14 protein-coding genes and 1 tRNA gene are annotated in these 14,029 nt (G+C 40.7%); 9 read left to right on the forward strand and 6 right to left on the reverse strand.

Annotation, left to right across the window (positions count from 1 at the left end; all coding sequences use genetic code 11):
• The first annotated feature begins 70 nt into the window (after positions 1 to 70).
• The 3 genes from rpoD (at position 71) to ACQEXS_RS05625 (ending at position 3,557) form a co-directional block, all read left to right on the forward strand.
• Positions 71 to 1,930 carry an RNA polymerase sigma factor RpoD gene (gene rpoD / locus ACQEXS_RS05615; RefSeq protein WP_367987350.1) on the forward strand — a complete coding sequence of 620 codons (1,860 nt, stop codon included), beginning with the start codon at positions 71 to 73 and terminating at the stop codon, positions 1,928 to 1,930.
• Between the two features lie 144 nt (positions 1,931 to 2,074).
• Positions 2,075 to 2,150: transfer RNA gene (locus ACQEXS_RS05620), tRNA-Ile, on the forward strand.
• A gap of 165 nt (positions 2,151 to 2,315) precedes the next feature.
• Positions 2,316 to 3,557 (forward strand): integrase domain-containing protein, encoded by a 1,242-nt coding sequence (locus tag ACQEXS_RS05625; RefSeq protein WP_427013091.1) that lies wholly within the window; start codon positions 2,316 to 2,318, stop codon positions 3,555 to 3,557.
• A 161-nt stretch (positions 3,558 to 3,718) separates the two neighbouring features.
• Here ACQEXS_RS05625 and ACQEXS_RS05630 read toward each other — a convergent pair whose 3' ends face one another.
• The 4 genes from ACQEXS_RS05630 to ACQEXS_RS05645 are packed head-to-tail and all read right to left on the reverse strand — an operon-like array spanning position 3,719 to position 9,083.
• Entirely contained in the window at positions 3,719 to 4,306 is a 588-nt protein-coding gene (locus ACQEXS_RS05630) for an HNH endonuclease (RefSeq protein ID WP_427013092.1), read from the reverse strand.
• The gene (locus tag ACQEXS_RS05635) at positions 4,290 to 4,946 is read right to left on the reverse strand and encodes a hypothetical protein (protein WP_427013093.1); all 657 of its coding nucleotides are present in this window, start codon (positions 4,944 to 4,946) and stop codon (positions 4,290 to 4,292) included. The genes ACQEXS_RS05630 and ACQEXS_RS05635 overlap by 17 nt, the downstream gene beginning before the upstream one ends.
• 22 nt (positions 4,947 to 4,968) lie before the next feature.
• Positions 4,969 to 7,503 carry an ATP-binding protein gene (locus ACQEXS_RS05640; protein WP_427013094.1) on the reverse strand — a complete coding sequence of 845 codons (2,535 nt, stop codon included), beginning with the start codon at positions 7,501 to 7,503 and terminating at the stop codon, positions 4,969 to 4,971.
• Positions 7,503 to 9,083, reverse strand: coding sequence for an Eco57I restriction-modification methylase domain-containing protein (locus ACQEXS_RS05645; protein WP_427013095.1), 1,581 nt, complete (start codon positions 9,081 to 9,083; stop codon positions 7,503 to 7,505). Before ACQEXS_RS05645 ends, ACQEXS_RS05640 begins: the two co-directional genes overlap by 1 nt.
• A 223-nt stretch (positions 9,084 to 9,306) precedes the next feature.
• On the opposite strand from ACQEXS_RS05645, the gene radC reads away from it, so the two are divergent.
• From radC to ACQEXS_RS05675, 6 genes are all read left to right on the forward strand, one after another.
• Positions 9,307 to 9,780: a RadC family protein gene (gene radC / locus ACQEXS_RS05650; protein WP_427013096.1), complete on the forward strand. Its 474-nt coding sequence runs from the start codon at positions 9,307 to 9,309 to the stop codon at positions 9,778 to 9,780.
• Positions 9,777 to 10,214, forward strand: coding sequence for a DUF2787 domain-containing protein (locus ACQEXS_RS05655; protein WP_427013097.1), 438 nt, complete (start codon positions 9,777 to 9,779; stop codon positions 10,212 to 10,214). The genes radC and ACQEXS_RS05655 overlap by 4 nt, the downstream gene beginning before the upstream one ends.
• Positions 10,215 to 10,264: 50 nt before the next feature.
• A complete protein-coding gene (locus ACQEXS_RS05660; RefSeq protein WP_427013098.1) occupies positions 10,265 to 10,708 on the forward strand; it encodes a DUF2787 domain-containing protein in 444 nt (147 codons plus the stop codon).
• A gap of 3 nt (positions 10,709 to 10,711) precedes the next feature.
• The gene (locus ACQEXS_RS05665) at positions 10,712 to 10,888 is read left to right on the forward strand and encodes a hypothetical protein (RefSeq protein WP_005424687.1); all 177 of its coding nucleotides are present in this window, start codon (positions 10,712 to 10,714) and stop codon (positions 10,886 to 10,888) included.
• 139 nt (positions 10,889 to 11,027) lie between these two features.
• Positions 11,028 to 11,768 (forward strand): transcriptional regulator, encoded by a 741-nt coding sequence (locus ACQEXS_RS05670; RefSeq protein ID WP_427013099.1) that lies wholly within the window; start codon positions 11,028 to 11,030, stop codon positions 11,766 to 11,768.
• Between the two features lie 20 nt (positions 11,769 to 11,788).
• Entirely contained in the window at positions 11,789 to 12,016 is a 228-nt protein-coding gene (locus ACQEXS_RS05675) for a hypothetical protein (RefSeq protein ID WP_427013100.1), read from the forward strand.
• Between the two features lie 108 nt (positions 12,017 to 12,124).
• Here ACQEXS_RS05675 and ACQEXS_RS05680 read toward each other — a convergent pair whose 3' ends face one another.
• Both ACQEXS_RS05680 and ACQEXS_RS05685 read right to left on the reverse strand, forming a co-directional pair.
• On the reverse strand, positions 12,125 to 12,403 hold the full coding sequence (locus ACQEXS_RS05680; RefSeq protein ID WP_427013101.1) for a bacteriocin immunity protein: 279 nt from the start codon (positions 12,401 to 12,403) through the stop codon (positions 12,125 to 12,127).
• 1 nt (position 12,404) lies between these two features.
• On the reverse strand, positions 12,405 to 14,029 hold a 1,625-nt coding region (locus tag ACQEXS_RS05685; protein ID WP_427013102.1), incomplete at its 5' end, for a T6SS effector antibacterial DNase.

Here is a 14,029-nt window from a genome sequence, read left to right on the forward strand (position 1 = left end):
ATTTGTTACTATGTGTGGTTTGCAACTCGCATACTAATTCCTTCACCAGATACTAAGTTGGATACCGTCTATGGATCAAAATCCGCAGTCACAGCTAAAAACTCTTGTCATTAAAGGCAAAGAACAAGGCTATCTGACCTATGCCGAAGTAAACGACCACCTGCCAGCAGAAATCGTAGATTCCGAGCAGGTCGAAGATATCATTCAGATGATCAACGATATGGGTATTCGTGTAGTAGAAACTGCACCGGATGCTGATGATCTAGCCCTGAACGATGACGATACAATTACCGATGAAGATGCCGCAGAAGCCGCAGCAGCCGCACTTTCAAGTGTAGAGAGTGAAATCGGTCGCACTACTGACCCAGTTCGCATGTATATGCGTGAAATGGGTACTGTAGAACTATTAACCCGTGAAGGCGAAATTGATATTGCTAAGCGTATTGAAGATGGTATTAACCAAGTTCAAAACGCTGTCGCGGAATACCCTGGTACGATTCCTTACATTCTTGAACAGTTTGATAAAGTTCAAGCTGAAGAGCTTCGTCTAACCGACTTGATCACTGGTTTTGTTGACCCTGATGCAGAAGAAACAACTGCACCAACGGCAACGCATATCGGCTCAGAGTTAGCTGAGTCTGAACTTGCTGACGAAGATGAAGAAGACGCAGATAAAGAAGATGATGACTCAGACGATAGCGAAGAGGAAGAAGATACAGGTATCGACCCTGAGCTAGCGCTGGAAAAATTCACCGACTTACGTAATGGTTTCCAAAACTACCAGCTTGCGCTTAACGAGCATGGCCGTGAAAGTGCGAAAGCATCAGCTGCACAAGATCAGGTGCTGGAAGTCTTCAAAGAATTCCGTTTAACACCAAAGCAGTTTGACTACTTGGTTAATGAACTACGTACTTCCATGGAACGCGTTCGCACGCAAGAACGTTTGATCATGAAAGCTTCCGTTGAATACGGAAAAATGCCGAAGAAATCTTTCATCGCTCTCTTTACAGGCAATGAGTCTTCAGAGGCATGGTTAGACGAAATCTTAGCGTCTGATAAGCCTTATGCAGATAAAATCCGCGCAAGCCAAGACGATATCCGTCGTTCAATTGCTAAGTTAAAAGCGATTGAAGAAGAGACTTCTCTAACCGTTCAAAGTATCAAAGACATCAGCCGTCGCATGTCTATCGGTGAAGCGAAAGCACGCCGAGCGAAGAAAGAGATGGTTGAAGCGAACTTGCGTCTGGTTATCTCTATCGCGAAGAAATACACCAACCGTGGCCTACAATTCTTGGACCTTATCCAAGAAGGTAACATCGGTCTGATGAAAGCCGTAGATAAGTTCGAATACCGCCGTGGTTACAAGTTCTCTACTTATGCGACATGGTGGATCCGTCAGGCGATCACTCGTTCAATTGCTGACCAAGCGCGTACGATTCGTATCCCTGTTCACATGATTGAAACCATCAACAAATTGAATCGTATCTCTCGTCAGATGCTTCAAGAGATGGGTCGTGAACCGCTACCGGAAGAGTTGGCTGAGCGCATGCAAATGCCAGAAGACAAAATCCGTAAAGTGCTGAAAATCGCGAAAGAGCCAATCTCAATGGAAACACCAATCGGTGATGACGAAGATTCGCATCTAGGTGATTTTATTGAAGATACAACGCTTGAGCTACCACTTGACTCTGCAACATCAACGAGCCTAAAAGGCGCAACACGTGATGTACTTGCAGGCTTAACGCCTCGTGAAGCAAAAGTACTTCGCATGCGTTTTGGTATCGACATGAATACCGACCACACGCTAGAAGAAGTGGGTAAACAGTTTGATGTAACGCGTGAACGTATCCGTCAGATTGAAGCGAAAGCACTACGTAAACTACGTCATCCAAGTCGCTCAGAAACACTACGCAGCTTCCTTGATGAGTAAACCATGCGATAAATAATAAAAAGGTGAGCAAAAGCTCACCTTTTTTGTATCTCTATAGTTTAAGTGGATAAAAACTAAGCGTAATTACCCCCTATAGTGGCTAGACAGCACCAAGGGCTTCCCCTATAATCTTCACCCTACGTTGGCCCCTTAGCTCAGTGGTTAGAGCAGTCGACTCATAATCGATTGGTCCGCAGTTCAAGTCTGCGAGGGGCCACCACTTTCTCTTCTACACATATCTACCGACGTCTATCTACCCTAGTAAAATCAACACTTAGTAATCAATCCTTGTCTATAGCAGTCTATGCTCATCTTGTAACATCCACGTTTTAATGTACCATCGAATGTACCAACGGCTAAGAATCGACAATATTGGTGGTACATCATGGCAAAAAGAGTTGTCCCTTTAACGAATACTCAAGTCAAACAAGCTAAAGAATCCGACAAAGAATACACCCTCTCTGATGGTGATGGACTTCAATTGCGTATAAAAACCAATGGTACAAAGCTATGGATTCTGAAATACACCCACCCCATTACGAAAAAAAGAACAAACATCAGTTTCGGTAGTTATCCGGACGTACCTCTTGCTGAAGCAAGAAAAAGAAGAGCTGATGCAAAAAAGCTAATCGCTCACAACATTGATCCTAAGCAACATAAAGATGAACAGCTCTTAATGGAAAGAGCTGAGCTTGAGAATACCTTTGGCAAACTTGCTGATAAGTGGCTGGAGCTGAAAAAAGAAAGTGTGAAACCAGAAACAGCTGAAAAAGCATATCGAGCACTTGAGAAGCATATCCTTCCCAAACTAGCTAATGTTCCCATTCAGGATATTAAGCCTAAACTGGTACTAGACATTCTTGCTCCTGTAAAAGCTCAAGGAACGTTAGAAACAGTAAAAAGACTCTGTCGCATCATTAACGAAGTAATGCGCCTTGCCGTAGCCTCTGGGCATATAGAAGTTAACTATCTGGCAGATATAACCAAACTATTTCCAGCACCTAAGCGTAAGCATATGGCAACCATCAGACCAGAAAGATTGCCTGAGTTAATGCAAGCTATCGCAAATGCGAACATTACGCTATCTACTCGCTGCTTACTTGAATGGCAATTACATACAATGACAAGGCCAATTGAAAGCGCAACAGCCCGTTGGCAAGACATTGATTTCGAAAATAAGGTTTGGATTGTTCCTGAAGAAAGAATGAAGATGAAGCGCCCTCACACTATCCCGCTCACAGAACAAACATTGGCGCTTTTGGAGATCATGAAACCTATTAGTAATCATAGAGATTACATTTTTCCAAGTAACAAAAACCCGAAAAGTCATGTAAACAGCCAGTCTGCTAATATGGCCTTAAAAAGAATGGGGTTTGATGGGGAGCTGGTCTCTCACGGGTTACGGGCTTTAGCAAGTACCACTCTAAACGAGCAAGGTTTTAATCCTGATGTTATAGAGGCCGCATTAGCTCATGTTGACAGAAATGACGTTAGGAAGGCATACAACCGTGCAGAGTACCTAGAACAGCGTAGGACGCTCATGTGCTGGTGGAGTGAGCACATTACCGTTTGTGCAGAGGGAAATGTCTCATTGGTTGCTAAGAAGGGATTGCAGCTAGTCGGATAAAATTACAAGGTCATCCCCGAAGAAAATTTCAGGCGCTTCGGGGCCAAATTGGCTTTATCCTAATATGGATATACATAAAAGATCATCGTCGCACTGTAATGGGAAACAAAACATAGAAACTAACTCAAATCTCAGCAATATTAGTTGTGACTCTATAACAACTATCTTTGATCAATGTTCGCTCGTAATATCTCATCATACTCAAAGAAAGCAGCCGTTAGTTCATTATATTTAGCACCAAGCTCTGATGATTGGTTAATCTTTTTCCTAACTTCTAGAATTAGCTCTCTCAACTCCTCCCGAACCCAAATAACTTGGTGCCGCAATAAATACAACTTCATTTCTTGAATCATGTAGTTACCTACAGCGCTATTCGCAGCTATTGAGCCATCCTCGTTTCTATACAAATGCTCGTTGTAGTCGTTTGAACAAGGGTGAATAAAGCCTTCTTCTCCCTTTATTGATTGAACTGGGCTATCGGAAGGCCATTTAGAGGATTTTCCACGATTGCATATTGGGCATGAGTAAACAAGGTTAGTGTATATATTGGTGAGTTCCGGAAATTTACTCTGAGGAGCAAAATGGTCTATTTGGAAACCAGATCTGCCACCAAAAATATGGTCTGGTGACCCACAATATCCACAACTCCCATGAAAGTCTTTTTTAAGGTTATCTTTTTGGTAACCATACTTTCTGTCTCCCACAACTTCTGGGGAGTACATGGGTTTCTTTCTATGAATCATTTCCATCTTTACATTCACCTAGAAGATCTTTAGTTACCTTAATTAAATCAACTAACTGCTTTGTATAATCTGGTTGACGAATTAACGGAGAAATCTTTTTTCCTCCAGCATTCAAGTCCAGCAAGTTGTCCAACTCAATAAACCTAGATTCCTTTTCTGTAGTCCAACTCTCTCTACCTCTATCCAACATCAAACGCTTATACTCATTAGTAAGTGTTACAAGCTTGCGCTTATTCTTTTCAACCTGATGCTGAATTTTGTTGTAAAAAGAGACCTCATGTTCTAAACCAATATCATCTAGTTTGTCTAGAACAGATTTTGAGTACACTTGGTAAACGTCAACAGCATCAGATTTAACAGCATTATCTTCAAAGGCAGTCAATACAAAACAAGAAAGAAATGGCTGTGAATCAATAATTTTCTTAGCTAAGTCAGCACCCGTAAAAGAGACATCACAACTATCAGACAATTCATAGTCCGTAACAATAGCATCTACTTCTCTGCTACCAAAGATTAAATCGTATGTCTCTTCTAGAGTATATAATGGCGTTATTCCTGTTATAGTAACCTTATCATCAATAAGCAGTATGGAACTTTTAAAAGAATTAATTTCTGAAAGTTCATCATCTATATATACAATATTCAATTTATTACCTTCAACTTGACGATTATATTTTGGTTGGTAATGATAACTTTAGAGAAAAACCGCTTTCCCCGGGCTTAGTTAATACATTAACAGTGCCATTTAAGTCTTCAACACTACCTTTTACCAAAGACATTCCAAGCCCTGTACCAATTGTATTGCCTTGGCTATCTGTTTTAGTTGTAAACAAGGGCTCAAAAATTTTACTTGAACTTGATATAGAATCCGATAATCCCGGACCTGTATCACTATAAATAATATCTAGATTATTTTTGTCTCTTACAACACTTATTGATATTATTTTATCACCTTGAAATCCGAGCCTTTTGAATGCCTCGTAAGAATTAGAGATTAAATTATTAAAAATAGCATCCAGTTCAATTTCAAAGCACTTAATTTTCGAATTTACAGGCACTTCAAAATTTAACTTAGCATTTTTGGAAGATAAATGTGCCTCCCAAAATTTATTTAGAACAAAGAAATAATCATCAAGATCAACGACTTTACTCTTTCTTCTGTCTTGTTTTAACGTATCAAGAGTTAACTTAAGCCAAGCATTAAGCTTATCATCTTGCCTTTCCATGTCCTCTATCATCAAAAAAGGATTTATGGCTGATTGTACTCCTGAAGTATCAATCTCCAACTTATTTAAAGCCAACACTAATTTTTTATGTCTAGAAGATAAGTTATTACTCATTTTTTTAAAGTCATGAGCAAATGATGCAATCATAGCTCCAGAGCTAGCAAGTACTCGCAACAATTTATTTTCTTCTGTAAGATTATCAATTTTCTCATCTTGAATTTTTGCATGTTGTACTAGAATATCTATTTTTTCTTCATCATCAGTGCTATCTGGGCTATCGTCATTAAATAAGTCGCTCTGAGCTTCATTTTCAGACTTAACTTTAGGTTTATGATCTTTAATAATTCCCTTAGATTTTTCTAAGAGTTCTTGCTCTTTATTTTTCTTTCGGTATAAAATATCTAGTATATAAGCAACAAAACTACGGTGATATTCAAGCTCTTTAACTAAAGAGACTAATACGTTCTTGAAAACTCCCAAATAATCATTTTCAATCAAGCCTTCTCGGTTTGTCTGATCTAATATACCTAAATTATTAAGCCTTGAGATATTTGCAACGCCAGCCAATTGATGAGCTCGAACCCTCCACTGCCCCTTTCTTAATGGTGCAGCTGGACTTGAAGCAGCTCGTTCATCAAGCTTAAGCCAATCAAAATGGGAGCCTAAACCATAAGGCCTTACACGCATATTATCTCTGTAGATCTTTACCCCACCATTTAAATCCAACCATTTATTTCTAAGAGCATAGTTTATATTTCTATAATGGTATTTTGCTTTCTCTTCAGAAGTTGTTGTTTTCTTAAGAAAATATGCAGAAAAACTCAAATCCCCTAAATTATCTAAAGTCTTTTTGAACTCTAAATTACTATCTTGCGTTGGTATAAGTTTATCTAATGCATATTCTCTTATATATAACCCTTTATTAAACTCGTCTTTCGAGAAAAGAGGCTCGTCTAAATAACTTTTCTCTTTGAAAAAATCATAGTCAAAATTATTTCTATCATACTCCGAAGGGAAATAGGTTATTTTCACTCTTCCATTGATAACTTCAGCCGATAGTTTCCAATCAAACTCATTGTAGTCATCATAGGTAAGCTCTCCATAACCATCATGTATATTTGACTTTAGAGAGATCTTAAAATCACTTTCTTCAGAAGGTGGAAGAAGCGACTTCAAGTTTTCAAACAACTTTGATATTTTGCTCTTAGGCCAAAACTCCCTAAGCTCACTAATACAAATAATCGTTCCAGATTTGACTTCTTCCTTATAGAGGTGTTCTTTCACACTAGTAAAGCTCTCCAAGCTTTCTGAAAAAGAAAAGTCAACTTCTTCCAGAGTTGCCTTTACTTGATCTAGTGTTGACTTTCCTTCGAAGTCATCCCAATTAACCTTCCAAATACAGGGTTGGCTATTCTCTTTAGCAGTTCTTACTTCACATACTTTTCCAAGTTTGTCTAGAGCAAACCTACCGATACCTTTGGCTCCAGATTTTACGCGCCCTTTACTAGATACCGCTTCCACTTCCTTAGCATCTGTTCCGATAGTCATCCAATGATTTCGAATTATATCAGATGTCATTCCCTCGCCATTGTCAGCTATAACTATAAAGTTTTTCTTTAGGAAAATTGACTCCAGTTGACTTCTTTGTGTGGCGTTAATTTTGCTATTAATAACGTAACTTTGATCTATATCAGAGTATGTATAGGATGTTAATAAAATCTTTTTAAGTTCTTTTTCATTTTCTTCAATCGAGTTAGTAAGAGATTCAAAACTTGCTAAGTCGAGATAGTCAGGGATACTTTCGTATTCACTAATAACAAAAATCTGGCACTCAGGAGCATCAGCATCATAGCTATTTTTTACTAGCTCTATAATAGCGCCTTCAGCAGAGGAAATACTCTCTCTACCTATTAATCTGGCAGTTTTAGCTGACACTCTAAACTCAACAAAGCTCTTTTCATCTCTTACAGAAACCATTAACTAATCCTTAACCTTCGTTGCTTGACCTTGATATACAAATTATGAATAATTTCCAATTCATTTTCTGTCAAACCTTCTATGGACAACAATAAATCTCTATTATTCTTTTTAATAATCTCTTCAATACATTTCTTTTTAGAGAATTTTTTAGATAAACTTAAAAAGTCCTTCTTCTTTACTTTTAAATAAGGTAATGGAAGCCCTTTAAACTCATTTGGGGTCAGTTCAAGGACTCCTCCACCATAGTATCGACCATTTAGCTCAGAAAATAATAAGGTTAAAGAGTTATAAAACGAATAAACCAACGATTCTATATCATACCCATCGTTCATTTTTATTCTATAGGCAGAGTCCGTAACATACACATCTGCTCGGTTAACCATTAGCTTTGGATAAAGGTGGCCTCTTTTAAAAAAAACTCCTTCGCTCTTCCATATAGTGGGAACATCAAACCACCTTTCTCTAAGCTTGCATTTATACCTATCAGGAATGCCAAGATCGACACCACTTAATAAGTAATTTGTAAGCTCTTTAGAAAAGTCTGATTCTGAGACTCCATTTAAATCCATCAAGTAACATGGCTTACCACTAATAGAAATCTCATCATACATTTGAGGTGTTATTTCAATCTTACCATTAACAAGCATCCCTTTTTGGACAATCTTCTTTGTGTATTTATCCAAATTTAAAGACTTCATTTCATCACTTGTCAATATGAAAAATGAATTTGCTGCTGTTACTATACCTGCTACAGACTTACAATAATGAGATACTTTATTACACTTTTTTGCAACTTCATCAATAAATGTCATCTCATCTTCAGTTAATATATAAGATGACCATTTGGCATTATGATCTCCATGATGACAAAGGAAATTAAGATTTTGATGACTTAATTGTTTAGTGTCTGATACTTCAGCAAAAAACAAACCACCTTCTAATCTATTGTTTTTATACGCAATTAAAATTACTGTATCCTGCTCTATATCCTCAAATGCTAAAGACTTGAAGGAGATGATTTCCAATCGATGAAATTCATCCAATAAGTACTTTCTTATTTCCTTTGCATAATTAACTTGAAGTAGTTCTGTAGGCAACACAAACGCCAAAACCCCTTGTTCAGACAACATTGATGAGGATTTAACAACAAACGACGTCCATATATTAGAAATTTCCTTGTCAGCTAAGCCATTTTCAACGTGTATAGACTTACACTTCTGTGTCTGTTCTTTATTCAGCCGTTTTCTTGCAATATATGGGGGGTTACCAATAACTAAATCATACTTCTTAGATGCCTCCCAGAACAGAAAGTCGTCGTTAATGAGAGTGATAAAATCATTGTTACTTACATGCACGCTATCCAATGCTTGAGGCTCAATTTCAATTGCATCGAGGTAATAATTTCCACGCTGAAATGAAGACTCAATTTCTTTAACAAAAACACCATCACCACAACTTGGCTCAAGTACATTGATCACATTTCGTTTTTCTTCGAATGAGTACTTTTTCGCTCTATCTGTTAACCATTCAGATATCACTTTCGGAGTGTAGAATGACCCTCTATTCTTAATGTTCAAGTAGTGTATCCTGCTGCTTTTGAGCTGTTCATCATATAACTTAACAGGCTAAAATATATCTCACATGACTAACAGGCGCAAACTAACCATCTGATGTAATTTGCATTTCGCTCATACATTTTCTCTACACTTTGCATAGAGAATGACTACCATCCAACCCAAAAACCTTCAGGCATATGTCATCAATGTGAAACCCCATCATTGATTCCGACAGGAGCCTGAAATGAATCCCAAAACGTCCGATTACCAAAAGCAGCAACGCTATCAGGAAAATGAAATCTTAGAACATGCGGCTGAGATACTGGCAACACGCTACGTGCGTGGTGATGCCCTAACTAAACCTGAAGCCACTAAAGAGTACGTCCGCTGTAAGCTAGGTAGCTATGAACGTGAAGTATTTGCCTTATTGCTACTGGATAACCAAAACCGATTGATTGAGTTTAAAGAGCTTTTTCATGGAACGGTGGATGCGGCCAGCATCTACCCGCGTGAAGTTGTGAAAGCGGTGCTAGACGTGAATGCCGCAGCGGTGATATTCACGCATAACCATCCATCTGGAGACTCAACACCCTCCCAAGCTGACAGACGGATTACCGAAAGACTTAAAGACGCGCTCGCGCTGGTGGATGTGCGTGTATTGGACCACATCGTGACAGGCGAGACCTGCACCTCATTTGCTGAAAGGGGGTGGTTATGATTGAACAACATTATGGAGAGCAGTGCATTGACGATGCGTTACATGCGTCACTGGAAGCACTTCTTAATCGGTGCACTATCCCAGAAAACGCCAAACGACTCGTATTGAACTGCCGCCAAATGAGTTACTACCGACATCGACAAGGCTTGCACCCCATTGAAGTGCAGCTAAAACGAGAATCTGTATCAAGCCCTTGGCTGGTGGTCTTCTTTGCTAGCTTCTCTTACCCTGATGATAAAAGTGCATCTGTTGAACCTGAGTTGTACTTTCACCTTACTAATCGCTGGTGCTATCAGCCCGATGTGGGGAGCACGGATTTATCCCACCCAGAAGTCCAAGAGCTGCTCTCAGTATGGATGAAAGCCTTTGCTCGTCACCTCTCCACAAACGTCTTTGATGACGTGCAGTTGACGATGCTCAGTACGCTCCACTAAATCCTAATCTCTCATTTCTTATTTGAATCCTGAAACAAGGAGGACTCACTATGTCCAAATTAACCTTCACAGCATCATCACTACCTGTATCGAAGCAACTGCATAAGCTGTTAAGTGAGCAGTTGACCACTCATTTGCTGGGCAATGAAACTCTCGCCACCAGCCGTTATCTGGTGTTTAACTTTCGAGATAAAAGTTACAGCGCGGATGATGGTGGTTTTCATCCGGTTGAGATTGCGATTTGCCACACCTCAACAGGAGAATGGAGCATTGAGTACATCACTGACTTTGCCTATATGGGGAACCATTACCCAGAGCTAGAGCGAAATTTAGATTTTGATTTTCGGGTTGGACAGTTCTTTGTGGCTTATCGTGGTTGGCTGCCAATGCAGGGTAGCCGTGATGCCAAAGAGTTGTACCAGTTGTGGGAGTGTAACTTTCTTGCTTATGTCGATACGGACGCTTACAACGAGATAGCCGTCACCCCGCAATAGCTCATGACTTCCCTTCTCCTTAACACCATTAAGCTTGTCACCGCTCTTATCACTTTGTTTACCCTCTCTCCTTTCTTTGGCGCTATCGGAACTCTGACGACGTTAGGTTTTCTGGTGGTGCTGTTGATTGGTGTATTGGTAGCGATTGCCGAGTTCAGTGATAAGCATAAGCCTCGTTAATGTTAATCGGCTCACGCTTTCGTGTTGCCGATTGATGCTGTTTTCACCGTTGGACATTATGTGTCTGACTCACCTCTACTCTCCCGACATTAAATGTCCACCTCCGGTCTTGGAGCTTTGATGTATTGAGAGTGTAGTCATGAGCAATAAAACCAGCATTGAAGGGTTATCCGCTTTGCTGCACACGCTGATGCTTATTCCTCAACACCGATGGATTACCGTTAGGGAGTTGCAGCAGCAGTTAGCCCTACTCGATATCCACCGTACCACGCGCAGCATTAAACGCTATCTCGATGAAATCATTGTGGACGTGTTTAACGTGGAGTGTGATTCGATGAGCATGCCTCATGTTTATCGGAAAACTTCAGAGCAATTACTGAAGCTCAACAAGCAGGAGATGCTTTATTGGCAACTGACGAATAAGTACTTACTACCGCTTGTTCCCGATGCACTGAATTATGGACAAGGTCGCTCCTCGGAGAGAGACAAACCCTTACTCCACAAGGGTTCAGCGCATTCAAAAGAGCAAGCATGGTTAGCCAAAATCCATGTAGCACTGCCCAATATTCGTGAGTGGAGTAATGAGCAGCGGCAAGTACTGAATGCGGTACACACGGCATTGCTCAACAACCGTATGCTCAACATATCGAGTCAAGTTTTGCAGCAAGAGAAAGCGCTCATCGAACCACTGGGACTCTCGGTTCAATGTGACGCGCTCTTGCTGCTTTTTCGTCTATCCGGTCAACCCACGATACGCACCCTAGCCTTGCCTTTGATTGATGAGGCCAGTGTATCGACGTTTTCTTTTATCTATCCCACTGATTTCAATCTAGAGCAGTTCATGCGTGAACACGCTGAAATCAGCACACCTCAAATTTAACTCACTAGAGAGAAACGACTATGAACAAATCATGTTTATTCATTATCACGGCGATTACCTTAACAACCACCACGGCCTTCGCTGGTGGAACGTTAGGTGGCAATCCATCCGCAGATTCGGGGGCAATCAATGTCAGTGTTGGCAAGTGCACTCAGTACAAAATGGATGTGAAAGCGGCGCAACAAGCAGGTAAGGACGTATCGAGCATCACAATTCCTGAAGGTTGCGAAGCCGTCAAAGAAAAGTAATGCCAACAGTAGCGATAAAAAATGACAATGGGGAGCCATCACGCTCCCCATTCTTTTTTTGTCTCAATGCACCAGTTTGAAGGTATATGTTATCTGTTAAAAAGCGACTTAATTCTTAAAACACTGTTTTCCCTGTGCTTTATACCAAATCTTTATTTCTTCGATAACACCACGAGGTGAGTCTTCTCTTCCAATAGCTGGATGGAATATCAACCCATTTCCTTCAGGATGGTCAACGATATTTGCAAAATGTTCTGCTAACTTCGAGATATGCTTATCGTATTCAGTATTTGGTAAATCATTGGTATCAGTGTCTTCAAAAAAATCTTCAAGTAATCGATAAAACTCGGATTCAGTATAGTCTTGCAGTTGGTCTTTCAATTCCATATTACGATCCCCTATGTATATCTATATGTCTTTTAGGTGTCACAACGCATAGATTCTCTACATCGTATACTTTGCCACCGTGCTGTATTTCTTCTTTGTGGTGGACTTCATATCTTTGTCTTCCACCAACTTGCTCTTCTGGGAATGTGAATGGAGCACACCCCCTATTAATTAGTCTTTGATTAGAGCGACTAAATTGACTTAAAAGAGACGAATCTTCTGCAACCGCACTCCAAAACGCTTCTCTAAACGCATCAAAACTACTGAACTCTTTACCTCTAAGCTTATCAGCAACCTGAGATGGAATAGGAGCACCAAGCCCTTCTCCTGCTTTCTCTAACCATATCCCTGTTATATCTTCACCACTACCCGTTACTACCCCAGATTCATCACGCGCAGTTTTTCGGAAGACTAGGTAGAGAGGAGGGAGCCCTGTATCCGCAGGGAAAGTCACAATATACTCAGCAAGCTCTTCCTCGGGATAGAGCGCTGTACCTATCTCTTGTTCATGCTCTTCGATAGGACGAACCCAGATATTGTGAACATCAAGCTGATCATTTTCGGGCAATACAGTATCAGGTGTCAGTACATCCGTTGAACCATCCGGTGTCCACGTAATACTAATACCGTTATCCAACTCCGCAACAAAGTGTTGCCCTTGTTGCACCGCTACGCGCTTCGCAACGCGGTCACCATAGGCACTACCCTCACCCGTTTTGATACCCACAACTTGCTGTTTACCATTTTCGTCCGTGTACATATTGAAGCGTACACGCATCGTCGTCGTGTCATCACTGGCGCCCTCCAAAGTTCCATCACCAAGCTGAGAAGGCCATAAGGCCGCAGCGAGAAAGCCCCCCATTCGAGCAAAACCCGCGAGTGCTTCTCCTGATATTGACCACGCGCCCATTGTATTCGTCGTACTGGTACTTAAGATACCTAGGTTCGTCGTCGCTGTATGGGCCGAAGTCGCCAGCAGCGCCACCTTACCATAATCGGTTGCTTTAGAAGCCGTGGTGATGGTGGTTAAATTCGTGACGGGCAACTCTTTCTCGAACAGACTATCGCTGTTTATCGCCTTAAACTGAGTTCCCGATATGAAAGCATCCGAGTGTGCATAATGAGTATTCGCTAAGCAACTGTAAGTGCCAGGAGTAAGCGGAGGTAAGGCAGTTTCTTTTTCCGGAGAGCTCTGTGCTTGCTCGACAGCCTTAACGATAAGTGTATCCCCGACTTTCAACGACATTGGGTCAGCATTGTATTGCGGATTCAAATCAAGGAGCTGTTTGGCTGACAAACCATATTGCTCAGCTATTGCTCCCCACGTCTCACGTTGATGGGTATCTAAGTCTGTAGCAACGGTATGCGTTTCTGGTTTGCTCTCTGCTTTATCCATTTTCTCTGGTTGAGTGGTTTGTCTTTCGGCGACAGGCTGCTTGGGTGCTGAAAGCAGCTCTTTGATGTCCAGCTTAATACCATGCTGAGCTAACCAATCGTCATTGAGGTTATCGAGTTCCTCTCGGGTGATTTGCTTTTCTAAATACACCAGATGTTGGTTCTCAACTTCTTTCCCTGCGAGCTTCCAGTAAACCAAAATAGCACTTTGATAACGATTGTAGCCCTGCT

The sequence above is a fragment of the Vibrio sp. TRT 17S01 genome (assembly GCF_050113695.1).
GTDB lineage: Bacteria > Pseudomonadota > Gammaproteobacteria > Enterobacterales > Vibrionaceae > Vibrio.